17 protein-coding genes and 1 pseudogene are annotated in these 18,797 nt (G+C 58.0%); 10 read left to right on the top strand and 8 right to left on the bottom strand.

What is annotated here, in order from left to right:
- The first annotated feature begins 65 nt into the window (after window positions 1-65).
- A complete protein-coding gene (locus tag ACA067_RS14865) occupies window positions 66-419 on the top strand; it encodes a putative quinol monooxygenase (RefSeq protein ID WP_497462458.1) in 354 nt (117 codons plus the stop codon).
- A 72-nt stretch (window positions 420-491) separates the two neighbouring features.
- Window positions 492-1,106: a nitroreductase family protein gene (locus ACA067_RS14860; protein WP_497462457.1), complete on the top strand. Its 615-nt coding sequence runs from the start codon at window positions 492-494 to the stop codon at window positions 1,104-1,106.
- A gap of 96 nt (window positions 1,107-1,202) precedes the next feature.
- Here ACA067_RS14860 and ACA067_RS14855 read toward each other — a convergent pair.
- Window positions 1,203-1,814 (bottom strand): annotated as a pseudogene (locus ACA067_RS14855) (substrate binding domain-containing protein); the annotation flags it as partial.
- On the opposite strand from ACA067_RS14855, the gene ACA067_RS14850 reads away from it, so the two are divergent.
- Genes ACA067_RS14850 through ACA067_RS14840 form a run of 3 tightly spaced genes read left to right on the top strand, consistent with a single transcriptional unit; the run spans window position 1,759 to window position 3,683 of the window.
- Entirely contained in the window at window positions 1,759-2,580 is an 822-nt protein-coding gene (locus ACA067_RS14850; protein WP_497462456.1) for a DODA-type extradiol aromatic ring-opening family dioxygenase, read from the top strand. The pseudogene ACA067_RS14855 and the gene ACA067_RS14850 overlap by 56 nt on opposite strands.
- Window positions 2,581-2,593: 13 nt before the next feature.
- On the top strand, window positions 2,594-3,265 hold the full coding sequence (locus ACA067_RS14845; protein ID WP_497462455.1) for an alpha/beta hydrolase: 672 nt from the start codon (window positions 2,594-2,596) through the stop codon (window positions 3,263-3,265).
- Window positions 3,266-3,281: 16 nt separating this feature from the next.
- Complete coding sequence (locus ACA067_RS14840; RefSeq protein ID WP_497462454.1) at window positions 3,282-3,683, top strand: DoxX family protein; 402 nt, start codon at window positions 3,282-3,284, stop codon at window positions 3,681-3,683.
- An 80-nt stretch (window positions 3,684-3,763) separates the two neighbouring features.
- On the opposite strand, the gene ACA067_RS14835 is transcribed toward ACA067_RS14840, so the two are convergent.
- Complete coding sequence (locus ACA067_RS14835; protein WP_497462453.1) at window positions 3,764-4,645, bottom strand: LysR family transcriptional regulator; 882 nt, start codon at window positions 4,643-4,645, stop codon at window positions 3,764-3,766.
- Window positions 4,646-4,803: 158 nt separating this feature from the next.
- Between ACA067_RS14835 and ACA067_RS14830 the strand changes: the two genes are divergently transcribed.
- Genes ACA067_RS14830 through ACA067_RS14815 form a run of 4 tightly spaced genes read left to right on the top strand, consistent with a single transcriptional unit; the run spans window position 4,804 to window position 8,467 of the window.
- A complete protein-coding gene (locus ACA067_RS14830) occupies window positions 4,804-5,820 on the top strand; it encodes an LLM class oxidoreductase (protein WP_497462452.1) in 1,017 nt (338 codons plus the stop codon).
- Entirely contained in the window at window positions 5,817-6,617 is an 801-nt protein-coding gene (locus ACA067_RS14825) for a sugar phosphate isomerase/epimerase family protein (protein ID WP_497462451.1), read from the top strand. The genes ACA067_RS14830 and ACA067_RS14825 overlap by 4 nt, the downstream gene beginning before the upstream one ends.
- Before the next feature lie 15 nt (window positions 6,618-6,632).
- Window positions 6,633-7,439 (top strand): sugar phosphate isomerase/epimerase family protein, encoded by an 807-nt coding sequence (locus tag ACA067_RS14820; RefSeq protein WP_497462450.1) that lies wholly within the window; start codon window positions 6,633-6,635, stop codon window positions 7,437-7,439.
- Between the two features lie 44 nt (window positions 7,440-7,483).
- The gene (locus ACA067_RS14815) at window positions 7,484-8,467 is read left to right on the top strand and encodes an LLM class flavin-dependent oxidoreductase (protein ID WP_497462449.1); all 984 of its coding nucleotides are present in this window, start codon (window positions 7,484-7,486) and stop codon (window positions 8,465-8,467) included.
- 155 nt (window positions 8,468-8,622) lie between these two features.
- On the opposite strand, the gene ACA067_RS14810 is transcribed toward ACA067_RS14815, so the two are convergent.
- From ACA067_RS14810 to ACA067_RS14790, 5 genes are all read right to left on the bottom strand, one after another.
- A complete protein-coding gene (locus ACA067_RS14810; RefSeq protein WP_497462448.1) occupies window positions 8,623-9,405 on the bottom strand; it encodes a (S)-acetoin forming diacetyl reductase in 783 nt (260 codons plus the stop codon).
- A 44-nt stretch (window positions 9,406-9,449) separates the two neighbouring features.
- On the bottom strand, window positions 9,450-10,781 hold the full coding sequence (locus ACA067_RS14805) for a carbohydrate porin (RefSeq protein ID WP_497462447.1): 1,332 nt from the start codon (window positions 10,779-10,781) through the stop codon (window positions 9,450-9,452).
- A 121-nt stretch (window positions 10,782-10,902) separates the two neighbouring features.
- Window positions 10,903-12,351 (bottom strand): NADP-dependent succinate-semialdehyde dehydrogenase, encoded by a 1,449-nt coding sequence (gabD, locus tag ACA067_RS14800; RefSeq protein ID WP_497462446.1) that lies wholly within the window; start codon window positions 12,349-12,351, stop codon window positions 10,903-10,905.
- A 104-nt stretch (window positions 12,352-12,455) separates the two neighbouring features.
- The gene (locus tag ACA067_RS14795; RefSeq protein WP_497462445.1) at window positions 12,456-14,126 is read right to left on the bottom strand and encodes a flavin-containing monooxygenase; all 1,671 of its coding nucleotides are present in this window, start codon (window positions 14,124-14,126) and stop codon (window positions 12,456-12,458) included.
- Window positions 14,127-14,282: 156 nt separating this feature from the next.
- Window positions 14,283-15,083 (bottom strand): SDR family NAD(P)-dependent oxidoreductase, encoded by an 801-nt coding sequence (locus ACA067_RS14790; protein WP_497462444.1) that lies wholly within the window; start codon window positions 15,081-15,083, stop codon window positions 14,283-14,285.
- 313 nt (window positions 15,084-15,396) lie between these two features.
- On the opposite strand from ACA067_RS14790, the gene ACA067_RS14785 reads away from it, so the two are divergent.
- Window positions 15,397-17,265: a sigma-54-dependent Fis family transcriptional regulator gene (locus ACA067_RS14785; protein WP_497462443.1), complete on the top strand. Its 1,869-nt coding sequence runs from the start codon at window positions 15,397-15,399 to the stop codon at window positions 17,263-17,265.
- Window positions 17,266-17,333: 68 nt separating this feature from the next.
- Here the strand turns inward: ACA067_RS14785 and ACA067_RS14780 are convergent, their stop codons facing one another.
- Entirely contained in the window at window positions 17,334-18,785 is a 1,452-nt protein-coding gene (locus ACA067_RS14780) for an aldehyde dehydrogenase (protein WP_497462442.1), read from the bottom strand.
- Window positions 18,786-18,797: the final 12 nt, after the last annotated feature.

Raw genomic sequence — 18,797 nt, 5'->3', positions numbered from 1 at the left:
ATCGGCTTGGCCAGCGATGCGTACTCAACTGGCTTCTGATCAAGCCTCTGACGCAAGAGCGATTCATGCACCCACCTATCTCCTGCCTGTTCTCCCTCGCGGTAAAACCCGAAGCGTTTCCAGAGTTCAAGGCGCTGATCGCGACGATCGTGGCAGCTACCCGCACCGAGCCTGGCACACTGGTTTACGAATACAGCGTCAACGACGACAACAGCACCGTTCACATCCTTGAACGCTATAACGCCGATGCCGTAGTCAGTCACGTAGACACCACTTTCGCACCATTCGGCAAGCGTTTCCTCGAGCTGTGCACCGTTACCAGCCTGGTGGTCTACGGCACACCGGATGCAGAAATCCGCAAACGCCTTGATCCATTCGGGGCGGTGTACATGACCCCTTACGACGGTTTCAGCCGCTAAGTTCAATGACCGCGCAGTCTCGATGGCAACAACCGGGACTGCGCGCATCTACTTTCTCGCACAGAGATCACCATGTCCGTTATTGCTGAAGTAATTAAGTCCCGAATTTCCGCCAACAGCTACGACACTGAACGTCAATTGACGGATCAACAGGTCACCGATCTGATCGATCTGGCTACGCACGCCCCTTCCGCCTTCAACCTGCAAAACTGGAAGTTCCTGGCAGTGCGCAGCACCGAAGCAAAGGCGCGCCTGCTGCCGTTGGCCTACGGTCAACAGAAAGTCATGGATGCGGCCGTGACCTTTATTGTCTGTGGCACCCTCAATCCCCATGAAACCCTGCCCGTGGCCCTGAAACCGACGCTGGATGCCGGCATCATTGACCAGGCAATCTACGATATGTGGCTGGGCGCCGCTCAAGGCATGTACCAGGAAAACCCGCAGTTACAACGCGACGAAGCGATCCGCTCAGGCTCGCTGGCCGCCATGACCCTGATGCTCGCGGCCAAAGGACAAGGCCTTGTGTCGACACCCATGATCGGGTTCGACCCGTCGGCAGTGGCACAAGCGTTCGGTCTTTCCGCGACGGAGATTCCAGTGATGTTGATCACCGTGGGCTATCCCGGCTCGGCCAACTGGCCGCAAAAGCCTCGTAAAGCTGTGAACGACGTTCTGCAGTTCGTGTAAGCATTGCTGCCAGCGATTGCCAGGCACGACCTGGTTTCGTTGGCCGTTGCTAATGTGAAACAAAGCTGAGTCAGACTTTATTCGACGAAATCCTCTCTACCGTTCCCATTGAGGGTGGGCAAATCGCTCGACCAGAAAGTTGATCAGCACGCGGACCTTGGTCGCCAAGTGCTTGCGGGTGGGATAGACCACATAGATGCCCAGTTCGACCGACTGGTACTCAGGCAGGATCTCAACCAGGTCACCCGCCCGCAAATCCTCGGCAACCATGAAGCTGGGCTGCAAGGCAATGCCGCCCCCCGCCAAGGCAATACCGCGACAGGTATCGCCATTGTTGCAGCGAACGATCGAGCGGGTGCGCACACTTTCGCTGCCGTCAGGGCCCATGAACTGCCATTCATTGCCGCTGGCGAAGTTGGTATACGCAATCACTCCGCGCTCTGCCAGGTCTGCCAACGTGCGCACTTGTGGATGGCTCGCCAGATAGTCGGGTGAAGCGCACAGGCACATCCGCGTGCCCGCCAGACGACGCCCTATCAAGGAAGAGCTTTCCATGCGAGCAATACGAACAGCGGCATCGAAGCCCTCCTCCACAAGATCCACCAGTCGGTCGTTCAAACTGATGTCCAACTCGACGTTGGGGTAGGCCTTCATGAAGTCGCCCCATATAGGTGCCAAGTGCAGCACACCGAAACTGACCGGTGCATTCGAGCCTGGTCTGGCGGGTCAACGTCTGGCCGAACTCGGTCGCGAACTACCGCGGCCTGATGCCATCGTCATCCTCTCCCCGCACTGGATGACCCGCGGCGAAATCAACGTTACGGCGAGCACCGCCCCCGAAACCATTCACGATTTCGGTGGATTTCCCGACGCCTTGTACACGTTGCGCTACCCCGCACCGGGCGCTCCGGCCCTCGCCGCTCATATCGTGGGCCTGCTGCAGAAGGCGGGATGGAAGTCCCGGCTTGACGCCCGTCGAGGCCTGGACCACGGCGCCTGGGTGCCTCTGTTGTATCTGGCCCCTGAGGCAGACATACCCGTCGTTCAGGTATCGATGCCTGCCGGCCTCGACACCCACCAGGCTTGGAAATTGGGCAAAGCCCTCACGCCACTGCGCGATATGAAGGTGTTGATCGTGGCTTCCGGAAGCCTGACCCATAACTTGTACGAGTTTCGGGGTGCCGCCAGCCATGGGGCTGATTACGTGAAAGAGTTTGCTACCTGGACAGCCCAAACCCTGCAGGCGGGCAACACCGATTTCCTGCTGGACTATAAGCAGCACGCACCTTCAGCCAAACGTGCCCATCCCACGGATGAGCATTTTTTACCGCTGCTCATCGCCCTTGGCGCGGCTGGCGAACACTATAAGACCCGTGTCCTGGAATGCGGCGTGAGCTACGGGGTGCTGGCGATGGACAGCTACCTGTTTTCCTCGAACGACAATGATGGATCTGAATCCATTCAATTCAGTTAAGGCGTTACAGACCATGCGTGACACGATTTTTTCTGACGCTGCCCGCGAACCGCAAACGGGCCTGTTTTTCCGCAAAGGGTGCAGAACTTCAGTGTCCAAGGGCCGCCTGCTTTTACTGCATGGTGTCGGTTCAAACGAAGCGAATCTCGCATCATTGGTTCCATCGCTGCCCGAGGAACTGGAAGTGATTCTGCTGCGCGGCCCCCTGCAGGTCGGTCCGCAAGGCTTCGCCTGGTATCAGGTGAACTTCACCAGTAACGGCCCATCGTTCAATCAAGAGCAAGCAGAGTCCAGCCGACAACTGCTGCAGCGTTTCATCGCAGCATTGCCCAAGCTGCCGACCGTGATCGCCGGTTTCAGCCAGGGCGGCATCATGAGCGCGAGCCTTGGGGTCACCGAGCCCGAGCTGGTTGAGGGTTTCGCAATTTTGAGCGGCCGAATGCTGCGCGAACTTGATCCTCGGATCGCTTCCGCCGAGCGACTCAAGTCTGTCAGCGCGTTCATCGCCCATGGTCATCAGGACAACGTCCTGCCCGTGGCTTGGGCGCAAGAAGCGGACACTTGGCTGGATCGAATCGGCGTCGCCCACGAAACGCACTTCTACGACATGGCCCACGAGATCGTCGCTCAAGAACTGGCGGATTTTTCGCAATGGCTGACCCACACGCTGTCACTCTCCAAGTAAACAAAGGAACTGCACCATGATCGACTCGCGCACCGCTCCGTATGCCGCACTCGTTATGCGCCTGACCCTCGGCATCATGTTCATTACCCACGGACTGACCAAAGTGCTTGTGTTCACTCCGGCAGGCACCGCTGGATTTTTTGAATCCATCGGTTTTCCCGGCTTCGTGGCCTACCCGGTCATGGCCTTTGAAGTGATCGGCGGTTTGATGCTGGTACTGGGAGTCTATGCGCGCTGGGTAGCCGCTCTGGCAGTGGTTCAGCTGTTCGTTGCCGCGACTGTCCATTTTGGCAACGGCTGGAGCTTCACCAATGCCAATGGTGGCTGGGAATATCCTGTCTACCTGTCCGCGACGGCACTGGTCGTAGCGTTGCTGGGCGACGGACCTATGGCGGCAAAAGCATCCAACAAAGCGTAAGCCACTGCAGACTCAAAGCCTGCCCACGCTCTGGAAACCCCGGCGCGTCGGCAGTTTGCGTTTGGGCCAACCATGACGATTCACGTCAGGCGCGATGACATAAAACTCACAAAGGCCTTTATCTTTGGCAACGGATGGCGACTGGATGGCCAGAGAATGCTGAAGGTGCGGTGGTCGCGAATATAGCGATCCAACACAGGCACCAATCGTCCGTCAGCGATGGCGTCCTCGACAAAAAAATCGGGAAGGCAGGCTATTCCTTGCCCCGCCTCAGCCATAGCGAGCAACGGTTCAATCGCGTTGGCAGTAGCCGACTGCCCCAGTTCAACACTGTCCTGTCCCTTTTTTGCCACCAGAGGCCAAGGGTCGAGTTTACCGCTGGTGGGGTATCGGTAACGCAGGCATGAATGGCTGGACAGTTCCGATGGCCGTGAAGGTACACCCCGGCTTGAAAGGTAGTGTGGCGACGCGACCAGGCGATGGCTGTAGCCGTTGAGCTTGCGCATCATCAGGCGCGAGTCTTCAACCTCACCGATACGCATCACGGCATCAAAACCCTCCTCGATCACGTTGACCAACCGATCGCTGAACTCCAGTTCCAACTCCACTTCGGGATACGCCTGTTGAAACGCAATCAAGTGAGGCATCAACCTCATGCCCAGTTGTGGCAAACCGAGACGCAACTTCCCCTGAGGCCTGCCCGCAGCTTGGGTGAGCTCCCGTTTGGCAACCTCGTACTCCGCAAAAATTCGATGGCAGCGTTCCAGAAACAGGCTGCCCTCAGACGTCAGGGTGATGGCGCGCGTGGATCGGTGAAACAGTCTTACCCCAAGCTCTTCCTCCAGTCGCGCAACCGCCTTGCCAACGGCCGATGAAGATACGCCGGTTCTGCGCCCGGCTTCGGTAAAACTGCGCGTTTGCGCGGCGTGAACGAACGCACTGAGCGCTCCAAAATGATCCATCGTCACCTCAGTCTATTTGAGCGTTTTATTCCTGAATGTTCGGAACTTCATCCTGTTTTTCTTTTTCATCATACATCCTATAGTCACCGCAATTGTGACTTCACCCCGCTATATCGCACTGCGAAGTCACGGCCATCTGACTACACGAGAGCCCTCGAATGACTTCGATGCCGTCCCACTATGAACTTGCGCCTGAGCTCAAGCAGCACCCGGGCTATGCGCGCGTTTTCCAACCCGGCCGTTTGACCTTCGGCTTTATCGCGCCGTTGGAAAGCTATCCCAATAGCCCAGCGCCGACTCTGCAAGATCACGCGCAGCTGGCTCAGCGGGTTGACGAAGCGGGCTTTTCCGCGATTTGGCTACGGGACGTGCCGTTTTACGATCCGAACTTTGGTGACGTGGGGCAAATCCTTGATCCGCTGGTCTATGCCGGCTTCCTCGCTGGCGTGACCAAGCAGATAGCCATCGGCACCGCCGGCATTGTCCTGCCCTTGCGCGATCCGTTGATCGTTGCCAAGCAGGCTGCGAGTATCGATCAGTTACTGGGTGGACGATTTATTCTGGGTCTGGCTACGGGCGATCGTGCAGTGGAATACCCCGCCTTCGGGCTCGAATTCGGCAACCGTGCCGAGCGCTTCCGTGACGCGCTGGCAGTCATCCGCGCCACCACCGAATCATACTGGGCGGTTCACCAGTCGCGGTTTTATGGTCAGTTGAATGGAGAGATCGACCTCGTTCCCAAACCGGTAGGCTCACGCATACCGACCATTATCGTTGGCCAGGCCGGCCAGTCGCTGGAGTGGATTGGAGAAAATACGGACGGCATTCTTTCCTACATCTCCAATCCGGTTCTGATTGCGCAAATCATCGAACGTTGGCGTGCCGCCTGCGGCGGCCATGTCTACAAGCCCTATGGCTACGGCACCCTGTTTGACTTGGACCGAGATCCAAACCATCCCGTCCAGGCGGGCCGCGTGTTGCGTGCCGGGCGAAATGCCCTGATTGAACACTGGAAACGCCAACAGGATCAGGGCGTCGGCCACGTTGCCCTGCACTTCAAACCTCAGCGACGCCACGCCTCGGAAGTCATCGACGAACTGGGCGAATACCTCCTGCCGCACTTTCCAAGTGCGTCCTTACCCATCGAACCAGTGTTAGCGCAGGCCCACTCATGAATCGTCCACTGCATCATATGGATTTCATTTTTCAGACGACCTTGGGGACCTATCCCTTGGCAGCGCAGTGCGAGATGCTCGCCGAACTCGGCTACCAGGGTCTGACGATGTCTGCCTGGAGTAAAGACCTGAAGTCGATCGCCCGGGTTAAACCCACCTGGGGCCTGGACGTGGGCGCGGTCTACCTGATCTATCGCATGGGCCTGGAAGCCTTTGTGACCAACATCTTCGAGACCATCGAGGGCTGTACCACAATCGAGCTGGCCCTGCATTCCGGCGACGAAGTCACCCAATTTGACCGCCAAATGCTCGAACGCCTACTGCCGATCTGCGACCGCCGAGGCCTGGAGATCAGCCTGTACCCGCACGCACGCTACGGCATGCAGACGACCACCGAGGCGGTGGCCCTTTGCAGGGAGTTCAACCATCCGCGCCTCAACATCGTGTTCAACGGTTATCACTGGTACGCGACCGAAGAGCAGTCCCTGGAGCAGCGCCTGGACGCGATGTTGCCTTGGCTGAAACAGGTGAACATGGCCGGCACTCGGCGCTCCCCGCTCGGATGGGGCGGCCTGGCAACCATCGAGCCGCTCGATGAGGGCGAAATGGACAACTTCGTGTTGTTGGGCGCGCTCGAACGGCGCGGCTTTGACGGACGGTTTGGCGTGCTCGGCTGGGAAAGCATGGGCGGCGATGTCTACGGCAACCTGCGCCGCTCGGTCACCGCCTTCCGGTCCATGGAACAACGGTTGGCCGCCCACCCTGAGTGGGCAGTCCTGACCGATTCGCCGCACTGAGCCAGGAGAAAAATCATGGCTCATCGCATTCATGCACTCGATTCCTTCTTCTACTCGTCGATGGGCGTATATGCCTTCCAGACGCAGTGCGAAATGTTGGCCGAGATCGGCTACGACGGCATTACTGTGGCTGCCTGGGGTGGCACACCACTGACTGACCTCAGCCTGCTGCCCAGCGTCCGGGAAAACCATGGCCTGCACATCGAGGGCCTTTATCTGGTGCTACACGAGGGGCGCAACGACGCCCTGATAAGGCGCATCGTCGAAACCGTCGAGGGTGTTGAGCTGATCGAGCTGGCGATACAGACCTCAGTCAATGGCGCCCAGGCCATTCTGCGGTTCATCGAGTCGCTGCTGCCCATTGCCGAACGGCGCGGACTACGGATCGCCCTGTATCCGCACCTTCATCATGTCACCCAGACCACCACGCAAGTCGTGCAGATTTGCGAGCTCTTTGCTCACCCACGCCTGGGGGCCTCGTTCAATGGTTATCACTGGTACGCCAGCCAGGAAGGCGAACTGGAAAAGCGTCTTGGCGCGATGAAACCCTGGCTCATGCAAGTGGTGACCTCTGGCAGCGCACTTTCGCAATTGGGCTGGGGCGGCGTGGCGACCATGGAGCCGGTCGACCGCGGAGAGATGGACAACTTCGCCTTGATTGCCGCGCTGAACCGCGCCGGCTATACCGGCAGCATTGGCGTGCTCGGCTGGGATTACGGGGGTGACATTTACCTCAAGCTCCAGCGATGCCTGGCAGCGCTGCGCGAAATCGATCAACGCCTGGAACGTCACCCGTCCTGGTCGGATTTCCCGCTTAAGTAGTGGACTGCCATGTCACAGACTTCACCTCAAAAACGGAACATGCAATGACAGCCCTTTCTGTGCTTGACCTCATGATGATCGGCGAAGGCAAAACCTTTGCCCACACGATTGATGACGCCACCTCCCTGGCGCGACACGTGGAAGCCCACGGCTACAAACGCTACTGGATCGCCGAGCACCACGACCTGCCGGGAATTGCCTCTTCGGCTACCACCTTGCTCGTCCAGCATCTCGCTGCGGCAACCAGCACCCTGCGAGTCGGCTCTGGCGGAATCATGCTACCCAACCACTCCCCTTTGATGGTGGCGGAGCAGTTCGGGACATTGGATACCTTGTTTCCAGGCCGTATCGATCTAGGCATTGGCAGAGCACCTGGATCAGCAGGGCGGGCTATTCGCGCCATGCGCGGTGACGCCTCCGAGCGCGACTTCGAGCAAGACATCCAGCAATTGACTGACTATCTGGCGGACAACGGAAATCAGCCGATTCGTGCAATCCCAGAAATCCATGACGTTCCGATATGGCTGCTGGGTTCGAGCCTCAATAGTGCGGATCTAGCTGCGAGAATGGGGCTTCCTTACGCATTCGCTTCACATTTCGCGCCGCGATTCTTGATGCAAGCCATCACGCACTATCGCGCCTCGTTCCGGCCGTCAGCATTGCTGGACCGCCCTTATGTCATCGTTGGCGCAAATGTCTTCGCTGCCCCATCACGCGCCGAAGCCGATTACCTGGCGAGTTCACACCGTCATTGGGTAAGCAATTTGTACGCGGGAAGAGCAGGCGCTCTGCCGCGCCCGGAAGAAGGCTTGATGGAAAGACTCGCCGATATAGATCGCCACAACCTGGCTCAAGCCATGTCTTGCACTGCAGTAGGCGACAAGGATGATGTTGGAAGTTGGCTGCGCCAGTTCATCGGAACCACCGAGGCGGACGAGGTTATAATCGATGCAAGAATTTACGATCCCGACGCACGCTGCCGCTCCTATCAACTGGCCGCCGAATCCATTGCCGACCTGCTTGACTAAGGCGTCCATGTGCCGAGTTAACGCAAGAAAACGGTACTGGAGAATGCCCTGAAAATGTCATAACCAAGAACAGGCGTCGTCAATCAGCTTGAGTGATTGACGACGCCTGTTCGGGCCGATCTTTTCTTCAGCGGCGCATGGCCGCCAGTTAAGACCTAATTAAAAACCATTCCACCATCAATGATTACAGCCTGACCTGTCATGTAGTCAGAATCAGGGCCGGACAGGAATGAAACACAGGCAGCAACATCCTCTGGCCGAGAAAGTCTCTTTAACGCAATATGCTGGGCAAATTGCTCCATTCCCCATTCAACGCTTTGATTAGCATTGTCCGCTACATCCTGGGCAACCTTGCGCATCATGGGTGTATTCACAATACCTGGGCAATATGCATTCACCGTAATGCCGAGGTGGGCCAATTCCCTAGCCGCCGTTTGGGTGATGCCACGCACTGCAAATTTAGTCCCGCCATAAACAGCCAGGTCTGGATTTCCGACATGACCTGCCTGGGAGGAAGCACTGATGATCTTGCCACCGTGCCCCAATGTTTTGAACGCATTTACAGCGGCCTGTATGCCCCATAAAACACCCCCCACGTTGATATCAAAGGTTCTCCTGTAAATCTCTGGCGTAATAGATTCAATCGGAGCAATAGGCGCAATACCCGCATTATTGATGACAACATGCAGATCGCCCAGAGCGTCCACCGCTTCCTGCACGGCTTTGAAGACATTATCGCGATCAGCCACATCAACTGTTATCGCCAAGGCTCTGCCACCCTCTTTGTTGATTCTTTCAGCAACGTGACTGGCGGTTTCAATATTCATATCAGCACAGGCCACCGCAAAACCATCTGACGCCAAGCGCAAAGCGATGGCCTCACCAATCCCTTGACCTGCACCTGTAACAAAAGCAACTTTTCCCTTGGATTTACTCATTTCAGCTTTCCTTCTCAGTCGTTATGGGGAAATCAGATAGCGGTTTAGAAGCTCGCCTGTAGTTTCACGCCTGCGACCAGGGCGTTATCGACTTCGTAAACACCGCCGGGGTGACGGACGTACTGCACGTTCGGGCGCACGGTCAGCCAGTCGGTAACATGCACGCCATAGTTGAGCTCAATGTCGTATTCGCTGTGCTGAATGGGGACGTATTGCGGGTTGTCGTAGTCGTCAATGCCCGTGCTTTGATTGATCTGGCGCTGGCGTTTGGCCGCGGCATCGTTGACCAGTAGCCGAGCGACACCCAGGCCGATGTCATCCTTTGGCCGGGCATCGAACGGGCCTTTGTAGACCGCGCCGATGTTCTGGAAACTCTCGATACCGCTGGTGGCCTTGTCGAGGACGGTCAAGCTGGCAAAAACGCTCAAGCCACGTGACGCATCGCCGTGATGGGAGGTGAGTTGCTGCTGGCCCATGATCCACGCGCCATGTTTGCTGCTGCGGGATTTGGGCGCCTGGCCGGTCGACCCTTGCGGCTCGCCGTTAACATCGTCATACACATCATTGGCGCTGGCGCTGCTGTGGTAGTAGCCCAAGCGGTATTCACCCGGCAGTGCTTCGCTACCCAGCGTCGGTTTCCAGATCACCTCTACTGGCACCAGCGCACCTTGGGTACCGCTACCGCTGAGTTTGAAGCCGTTGCCGGTCTCCAGGTTCGAAGGGTTTTGTTCGTACACCCCGACCTGCACCGCCCATTGTTCATCGATGTTGTAACGAACCCGCCCTCCCCACTGGCTGACAGGACCGCTGTACCAGACATCACCGGCGACGTTGCCGATGGGTGCACTGCAGAACGACAGGCTCTGGAAGTCACAAGGGAAACTGTTGAAATCTTCGTTGACCCCCAGGCGCCCCAGCTTGAGATCCAGTGCACCGTCAAAAAACTTTTGTCGATACCACATCTGTGTCAGGCGCCAGGTTTGCCCCCGACCCCACACTTCCTGCACGGAACTGAGTTGCGGCGCACGCGGGTCGGATATTCGCTCGTTGGATAGGTTGTTGCCATTGCGCTCGGTCACCAGCAACTGGAACTCTGCGTCATTCCAGCCCAGCAGTTTCTGTAAATCCAGGTGCGTTCCAAGGGCCCACTGCGCCGTGTAGCGTGCAGTGCGGTCATGGTTGTAGCCGCCGTGGACATTGGTGGCCGCCTCGCCGACGTACCCGACGATGACGTCCACGCCCTGTTCCAGAAGCTCGCTGCGTACCCCTCCCCAATCTCCCGATCCCCACTGCGATGAAGGGTCAGCGGCGGATACGGGTAGAGCGATGCACGAAAGGAGCCCGAGCCCCAACGGCAGTTTCCAAGAGATGTACATGTCGATTTATCCTTGTTTTTATGTTTTACGACACAGCATTAACTGGACCGCAGGGCGATGCCCTTGCGGTCACTAAGGAAGCGATCAATTGAAAAACGGACAGTGGCGGATCTAGCGCGGGTTAGATGCCTGCCAGGCACAGGTACTTGATTTCGAGATAGTCCTCGAGACCGTACCTGGAACCTTCCCGGCCGACACCGGACGCCTTGATACCGCCAAAGGGCGCGGCCTCGGAGCTGATGATTCCGGTGTTAACCCCGACAATGCCGTACTCCAGAGCCTCACCGACGCGGAACACCCTGCCCAGGTTCGCGGTGTAGAAGTACGCCGCGAGGCCGAACTCGGTGTCGTTGGCTTTGGCGATGACCTCGGTGTCATCAAAGAAACGGAAGACCGGTGCCAGCGGGCCGAAGGTTTCTTCCTTGGCGACCCGAGCATGGTCGGGCACATCGATCAGGATGGTGGGTGAGAAGAAGTTGCCGCCAAGGGTATGGACCGCGCCCCCCTTGATGACCTTCGCGCCCTTGGCCAGCGCGTCTTCGATATGCTCGCGTACCTTGGCAACGGCCTTGCCATCGATCAGCGGACCCAGGGTGACCCCGTCGGCAAAGCCATCGCCAATCTTCAGCGCACCCACCGCGCAGGCGAGTTTGTCGACGAAGGTGTCGTACACCTTGTCGTGGACGTACAAGCGGTTGGCGCAGACGCACGTTTGCCCGGCGTTACGGAACTTGGAGGCCAGCGCGCCCTCCACCGCTGCATCGAGATCGGCATCTTCAAAGACAATGAAAGGCGCATTACCCCCCAACTCCAGAGAGACTTTCTTGATGTCGTGGGCGCACTTTTCCATGATCTGGCGACCGATTTCGGTGGAGCCGGTAAAAGAAATCTTGCGCACGGCCGGGTTGCTGGTGAGCTCTTCTGCAATCTCCGCTGCCGCGCCGGTCACCACCGACAGTACACCTTTTGGAATGCCCGCCTGCTCGGCCAGGTAGACCAACGCCAATGCCGAAAATGGCGTTTGAGAGGCCGGCTTGATGACCATGGTGCAACCGGCCGCCAACGCGGGCCCGGCTTTGCGGGTGATCATCGCGCTAGGGAAGTTCCAAGGGGTGATGGCTGCGCACACACCCACGGGTTGCTTGATGACCAGTAGACGCTTGTCCACGGCACCCGGGATCAGATCGCCGTAAACACGCTTGGCCTCCTCCGCATACCACTCGATGTAGGAAGCGCCGAACGTGATTTCCCCCAGCGCCTCGGGCAATGGCTTGCCCTGCTCCAGGGTCATTATGTGTGCCAGGTCGTGCTGGTTCTCGATGATCAGGTTGTACCAGCGGCGCAATGTGTTGGCGCGCTCCTTCGCCGATAGCTCGCGCCAGGCGGGCAGCGCACGCTCGGCAGCCTCGATGGCACGACGGGTCTCGGCCTTACCCATGCGAGGGACCTGGCCGACGGTGACCTGGGTCGACGGGTTGACCACGGTGATGGTGCTGTCGTTGTCGGCGGCCAGCCATTCACCGTCTATATAGGCTTGTTGGCGCAAGAGCTGAGGGTTGTTCAATATCACTGCAGGTTCTCCGTTGTGCGGCGCAATTACGCCCGTTCAACACTCGCCTGGCCGCTGGCGCAGCAGGCGAGTGCAACTGTTTGTGCCAGTCGCGTGGTGGTCGATCAGTGCAGTGCTTTTTGCGCGTGCTTGTCCGCGACACTCACGGCCTTGAACTTGAAGCCCCGGTAGTCATTGTTTTTTACCGCCGTCAGATGTTCGCTGAATGCCCCCAAGCCGCCCATGTAGAAGTAAACCTTGTTGCTCTTGCCGGGGATGTTGGCACCGAAGATCCACGAATCGGTCTTGGCGAACAGGGTCTGATCGGCGATTGCCTGGCAGGTCGCGCCCCATTCATGTTCGCTTTGCGGGTCGGGTTCCACGCATGCCAACTCGTTTTCTTCCATGAAGGTAATCAGCTCGGACACCCACTCAACTTCGGTTTCAATAGTGGGTGGCAGGTTGGTGAAAGGACCGTTGGGTCCGAGGATCATGAACATATTGGGAAAGTTGGCGGTGGCGACAGACAGGTAGCTGGAGGGTCCGTCGGACCAGTGATCGTTTATCGAGACATTTTCGCGCCCGCGTATATCAATGCGTTTGTAGTTGCCATCCACGGCATCGAAGCCGGTGGCAAAGACCAGTACATCCAACTCGTGTTCCACCCCGTCCGCGGTGCGAATGCCCTTGGCGGTGATTTCCTCGATAGGGTTGGCCTTGACGTCGACCAGAGACACGTTGTCCCGGTTGAATGTGGCGTAGTAGCCGCTGTCACACAGCGGCCGTTTGGCGTAAAGGTCGCGGGGCATCAACTTGCGGGCGGTTTCTGGATCATTGACGATTTCGGCAATTTTTTCCCGCACAAAGTCCTGGGCAGCGAGGTTCGCTTCTTCGCTGGTTGCGATGTCATTAAAGGTCTGGAACATGTAGCGAAAGCCGCCACCACCGTCCCAGGCACGCTGAAAGATGGCTTTTCGCTCGGCAGCGTCGACACTCATGGTTGGGATGTCGCTTTCCTGGAAACCGAACGCCAACCGCGAGCTGCGCACTTCTTTCCAGATGGCGTCGTAGTTGCGCTTGATGTCATCTACATAGTCGCGGCTGAGCGGGCCATTACCCACTGGCACTGTGTATTGCGCGGAGCGTTGGAACACGGTCAGGTGGCTGACCGTTGGCGCGATCGCCGTGATGACCTGGCAACCGGTCGAGCCGGTACCGATGACGCCCACCCGCTTGCCCTCCAGCACGGCATCGGCAGGCCAGTTGGCCGTGTGGTACATATGACCCTTGAATTGGTTTAGGCCTTTTATCTTCGGCACGTTAGTCGCTGATAGCAGACCGAGTGCCGTGACCAGATACCTGGCACTGTATTGGTGACCGTCGTCAGCAGTGACGAGCCAGCGACTGCTTTGCTCGTCGAACACAGCAGAGGTGATCCCGGTTTCCAACTGGATATCCCGACGCAGGCCATGTCGATCAACCGCGTGGTTGAGGTAGGACAGAATCTGCGGCTGGGTCAGGTAGCGCGTGCTGATATCCCACTCCTGGCACAACTCTCGGTCCCAGGAGAAGCAATAGACAAAAGATTCACTGTCGGATAACGCACCCGGGTATCGGTTCCAAAACCAGGTGCCGCCGATACCGCCCGCTTTATCAAAGGCGCGAACGTTCAAACCGAGTTCATCGCGCAACTTCTTGAGCATGTAAATGCCGCCAAAGCCCGCGCCAATCACAATGGCGTCGTAGTTAATGATGTCGGTGCCAACGGAACGTTTGGCCAGAACTGTAGTTGTCATTATGTTCTCCTGTTTCGGTCATTGCGCCTGCAGACTTCACTAACGGCAGCGCGTTTTTGAAGGCTGCAAGCAGGCCGCATCCGTTTCCCTTGACTAAGCGTCAAGGGAAAGTGGTCATCAAAATTGGGGTTGAGCGGGTCATTCCCGCTCGCTCAACTAGAGTGAGAAGCCGCCATCGACGGCGATCGCCTGTCCGGTGACATGGGGTGCACAGGCCAGGTAAACCGCCAGTTGGCCCATGTCTTCAACCGTTTGCGCTTCACCTTGAGGCAGGAGGCTGGACTGGTGCCGCTCCCAGGACTGCACTTCCGTTTCACCTGGTTGGGCCCAGCGTGCGGACAGCCCTTCATCACCACGCCACATGCCAGTGCCGACCACACCGGGGCACAGGGCGTTGACCGTGATGCCTTCACGGGCAACTTCCTTGGCAAAGGCGTTGGTAAAACCGATCACAGCAAATTTGGAAGCGCTGTAATGGGACAGGTCCGGGAAACCGACTTTGCCGGCAATCGAGGCCAGGTTGATGATTCGCCCGAATTTATGCTCGCGCATCAGCTTGAGTTCAGCCTGACAGCACAGGAATACACCGCGAGCGTTGATGTTCATGATCCGGTCCCATTCGCTGACCGGTAATTCATCGACCCTGCCGAGACTGACCACACCGGCGTTGTTGACGGCCACATCGAGACGGCCAAATGCCTGTCTGACCTGTTCAATCATGCTGGCGACGCTCTCGGCCTTGCTGACATCAACTTGCAGGGCGACAGCTCGACGACCCAGGGCGCGAACATGGGCGGCGGCCTCTTCGGCGATGCCAATATCATAATCGGCGAGCACCAGGTCAGCGCCAGCCTGGGCCAGGCTTAGCGCAATGCCCTGACCGATACCGCGTCCGGCACCGGTCACCAGGGCAACTTTGCCTGTCAGGGAGAAATCGACAGCTTTGAATTCGCTCATGTGATGCCTCTGTTCATTATTGTTGTTGAGATACGGCGGTCTCATGCGGCCCGCTGAGACAGTCAGAGCAAGTCGAATGCCAAGACTGGAATAATGGGCTGAAAGGCCCGGAACAGAGAGGTTTAACCTTGAAAATATACGGCGACACAACAGGCAGGACCAAGACATAACGGCTCTCTCTCCTCACGCCCTGCTGCGAATACTGAGATGTTATGTCTCACCGCAACCGATTGACCGATTCAGCTTGAAGGGGCTGTCCAACCCGCCTTTAATGAGCCTCACAGAAAAATAAGATCCAACCTTCGGAGGTACCATGTCCTCTGGCTTTTCAAAGATTCACGTCGAGCATGTGAATCGGGTGTTACGCACTGCCGAAAATGCCCCGACCCTGCCGGTGCCCAATGTCATCCTCGATTCCTGGCGCCGCTCGGTACAGCATCACAAACTCGACCCCGGTTCATTGCAAGGCCCCAGGATCCTTGAGGCTCACCAACTCCATGAACACCGCGAGCGCGTCGACGACTTCTTGCACCTGGCGGGCGATGAAATGTCGCGATTGCACGGCCGCGTTCGTGACGCCGATTATTGTGTGATGCTCACCGATACGCTGGGTTGTACGGTGGACTACCGCATCGATCCGACGATACGCGGCGAATACCGCCGCGCGGGCATGGATGTGGGAACCTGTTGGTCGGAAAGCGAAGAAGGCACGACCGGCGTCTGCGCAGTACTGATCGACAAGCTGCCAGTCACGGTGCATAAGCACGATCATTTCCGCGCAGCGTTCATCGGCATCACCTGCTCCGCGGCACCGGTGTTTTCGCCGAGCGGCGAGATCCTCGCGGTCCTGGATGTTTCCTCGATCCGATCACCGGATGACCGGCGCAGCCAGCACCTGATTCGGCAAATGGTCATTCAGAGTGCCACTGACATCGAGAATGCGTACTTCATGTACAGCACCCAGGATCTTTGGGTGATGCGCGCGCACCCCCTGCCCGGTTACATCGACAGTCAACCACAGTACCTGTTCGCCTGGGATCGCGATGGCAGGATCGAGGCACTCAACCCTGCCGCCCGCCGACTCCTGTTGCAGCGCTGTGGAAGAATCCCCACACATATTGAAGAGGCCTTCGCATCGGCACGACTGCCCGCCTCCGGTGATGACAGCATCCACTACCTGCCGTCGTTAGGCCTGCATGTGCGCCTTAAGGTGCCAAGAAGACCCACCCGTGTGCCGATGGCCGGCAATGTGGCTTCAGCACTCGATCCCAAGGTCGCTCAAGCCCTGGAGTTGGCGGTGCGCGTCAAGGACCGCGGGCTGCCGGTACTGATCCATGGCGAGACCGGGGCAGGCAAAGAGCACTTTGCGCTGCAACTGCATGCCGCCAGCAAGCGACGTGACAAGCCCTTCGTAGCGGTCAACTGTGCGGCGATACCCGAGAGTCTTATTGAGAGTGAGCTGTTTGGCTATGCAGCCGGTGCGTTCACCGGTGCCTCCAGCAAAGGCATGCGTGGTCTGCTGCAGCAAGCTGACGGCGGTACGCTGTTCCTGGATGAAATCGGCGACATGCCGCTAATGTTGCAAACCCGTCTGCTCAGGGTTTTGAGCGAGGGAGAGGTGGCGCCATTGGGCGGTGCGCGACCGCAGTCCGTCGATATCCAGGTCATTTGCGCCAGCCACCGTGATATCTCCACCCTGGTAGATAACGGCAGCTTTCGTGAGGATCTGTTTTTTCGGTTGAGCGGCGCGCGCTTCGATATCCCGCCGCTACGTGAGCGCAAAGATAAGCTGGCGCTGATCAATAAACTGCTGGACGAAGAGTGCCAGCGCTCGGGGGAACGCCTCGAACTGAGCGAAGCCGCTCTGGAAATGCTCTTGAACTACAGCTGGCCAGGCAATATGCGGCAATTGCACTACGTGCTGCGATACGCGTGCGCCGTCTGTAAAAGTCAGGTGATTGGCGTTGAGGACCTACCGGCCACTCTCAGCGTGAGTGCGCCAGTGAGGGGGTTGGAAACGGTATCCGGTAGCCCGGAACGGCAGGCATTGATCGATACGCTGGTGCGCAATCGCTGGAAACCTGTGCTGGCGGCACAGGAGCTTGGCATTTCCCGGGCGACTCTGTATCGCAAAGTGAATCTGCACGGGATCAAAATGCCAGGCAAAGGCTCCTACAATTGAACAACACCAGGCGCTATGAACATAGCGCCTGGCCTCGTCGCTTGGCGCCTTGCGCGCCGGTTTCAAATTTAGAACGGATAAGGCTGATCAGAGGGCTCGACCGTTACCCACTTGACCTCGGTAAACTCCTCAATGACGGCACTCCCATCGAAGCGTCCGTAGCCACTCTTCTTCATTCCTCCGTAAGGGGCCTGGGGTTCGTTTTGGACGGTGGCTCCATTGATGTGTACGCAGCCAGCATCAAGTCGGCCAGCCAGATCCAATGCCCGTGTCACATCACGACTGAATATGGATGACGAAAGACCGTAGGCGGTGTCGTTGGCCACCTCCAGCGCTTGCTCGGCCCCCTTCACCCGGACGATGGTTGTCACCGGGCCAAAGGTCTCTTCATCGTAGATCGCCATCTCACGGGTAACCCGATCGACCAGTGTCGGGCCCATCAAGGCGTTTTCCGCCAGGCCGCCAGCCACTATGTCAGCGCCCTTTCCAATAGCGTCATCGAGTAAATGATTGATCCGTTGTACTGAGCCCTGGCCGATCATTGGGCCGATCACGCAGCTTGGTGTCGTGGATGGAACGCCAGTTTCCAGTGACCGTACGCGTTCTGCGAAACGGGAAACGAATTCGTCGGCAACCGCTTCATCGACCACGAAACGCTCGGTCGACATGCAGATTTGTCCTTGGTAAAGGAATGCTCCGAAAACGGCAGCGTTGACTGCCCCGTCGATATCCGCGTCATCCAGAACGATGAAAGGAGCTTTGCCACCTAATTCCAAGAGGCAGCGTTTTAGATGACTGGCACAGGTCTGGGCAATCATGCGGCCGACCTTGGTCGAGCCGGTGAAATTCACTCGACGCACAACGTCATGCGCTACCAACGCTTCAGTCACAGCTGCGGCGTCCTCTGGCGCGCTGATCAGAAAGTTCAACACCCCCGCCGGCAGACCGGCATCGTAAAACGCTTCGGCCAGCAACGCATGCGTACGTGGGCTGCTTTCAGAACCCTTGAAAATCACCGTATTGCCACATGCCAGTGGGTAGGCAATCGCGCGTGCGCCAAGAATGACCGGGCCATTCCAGGGCACGATACTCAGCACCGCGCCCACCGGTTGGCGCAACGTCATCGACAGTGCGCCTGGCTTGTCGGTAGGAATGGTTTCGCCTTTGATTTGTGTGGTCAGGGCGGCGGCTTCACGTAGCAGGTTGGCCGATGCGCCCACGTTGAATTGTGCCCACAGTTGCGAAGCGCCGATCTCTTCGGCCATGACCGAGCAGAACTGCGCCATTTTCGATTCCAGGGCATCGGCAGCCGCCAGCAGAATGCGCCGGCGCTCGGTTGGGCCGGTTCTGGACCACGTCCGAAAAGCGCGCTGGGAAGATTCGGCGGCACGCATGGCATCCTCGACACTGCAGGCAGCGCCTACGCTCACGGTCGCGGCACTGAGCGGATCGACGCGTTGGAAAGTCTTGCCATTGGAGGCATCGAGTTTTTGATTGTCTATCACGAGTTGAACGGTCATTGCGGGTTCCTT

The sequence above is a fragment of the Pseudomonas sp. LBUM1674 genome (assembly GCF_059695635.1).
This window is presented reverse-complemented; position numbering and strand designations above follow the sequence as displayed.

What these genes read in the sequence shown, in the direction of transcription:
- ACA067_RS14865 (WP_497462458.1), top strand. Translation starts at nt 66, where the DNA reads ATGCACCCACCTATCTCCTGCCTGTTCTCCCTCGCGGTAAAACCCGAA.
- ACA067_RS14860 (WP_497462457.1), top strand. Translation starts at nt 492, where the DNA reads ATGTCCGTTATTGCTGAAGTAATTAAGTCCCGAATTTCCGCCAACAGC.
- ACA067_RS14850 (WP_497462456.1), top strand. Translation starts at nt 1,759, where the DNA reads ATGAAGTCGCCCCATATAGGTGCCAAGTGCAGCACACCGAAACTGACC.
- ACA067_RS14845 (WP_497462455.1), top strand. Translation starts at nt 2,594, where the DNA reads ATGCGTGACACGATTTTTTCTGACGCTGCCCGCGAACCGCAAACGGGC.
- ACA067_RS14840 (WP_497462454.1), top strand. Translation starts at nt 3,282, where the DNA reads ATGATCGACTCGCGCACCGCTCCGTATGCCGCACTCGTTATGCGCCTG.
- ACA067_RS14835 (WP_497462453.1), bottom strand. Translation starts at nt 4,645, where the DNA reads ATGGATCATTTTGGAGCGCTCAGTGCGTTCGTTCACGCCGCGCAAACG.
- ACA067_RS14830 (WP_497462452.1), top strand. Translation starts at nt 4,804, where the DNA reads ATGACTTCGATGCCGTCCCACTATGAACTTGCGCCTGAGCTCAAGCAG.
- ACA067_RS14825 (WP_497462451.1), top strand. Translation starts at nt 5,817, where the DNA reads ATGAATCGTCCACTGCATCATATGGATTTCATTTTTCAGACGACCTTG.
- ACA067_RS14820 (WP_497462450.1), top strand. Translation starts at nt 6,633, where the DNA reads ATGGCTCATCGCATTCATGCACTCGATTCCTTCTTCTACTCGTCGATG.
- ACA067_RS14815 (WP_497462449.1), top strand. Translation starts at nt 7,484, where the DNA reads ATGACAGCCCTTTCTGTGCTTGACCTCATGATGATCGGCGAAGGCAAA.
- ACA067_RS14810 (WP_497462448.1), bottom strand. Translation starts at nt 9,405, where the DNA reads ATGAGTAAATCCAAGGGAAAAGTTGCTTTTGTTACAGGTGCAGGTCAA.
- ACA067_RS14805 (WP_497462447.1), bottom strand. Translation starts at nt 10,781, where the DNA reads ATGTACATCTCTTGGAAACTGCCGTTGGGGCTCGGGCTCCTTTCGTGC.
- ACA067_RS14795 (WP_497462445.1), bottom strand. Translation starts at nt 14,126, where the DNA reads ATGACAACTACAGTTCTGGCCAAACGTTCCGTTGGCACCGACATCATT.
- ACA067_RS14790 (WP_497462444.1), bottom strand. Translation starts at nt 15,083, where the DNA reads ATGAGCGAATTCAAAGCTGTCGATTTCTCCCTGACAGGCAAAGTTGCC.
- ACA067_RS14785 (WP_497462443.1), top strand. Translation starts at nt 15,397, where the DNA reads ATGTCCTCTGGCTTTTCAAAGATTCACGTCGAGCATGTGAATCGGGTG.
- ACA067_RS14780 (WP_497462442.1), bottom strand. Translation starts at nt 18,785, where the DNA reads ATGACCGTTCAACTCGTGATAGACAATCAAAAACTCGATGCCTCCAAT.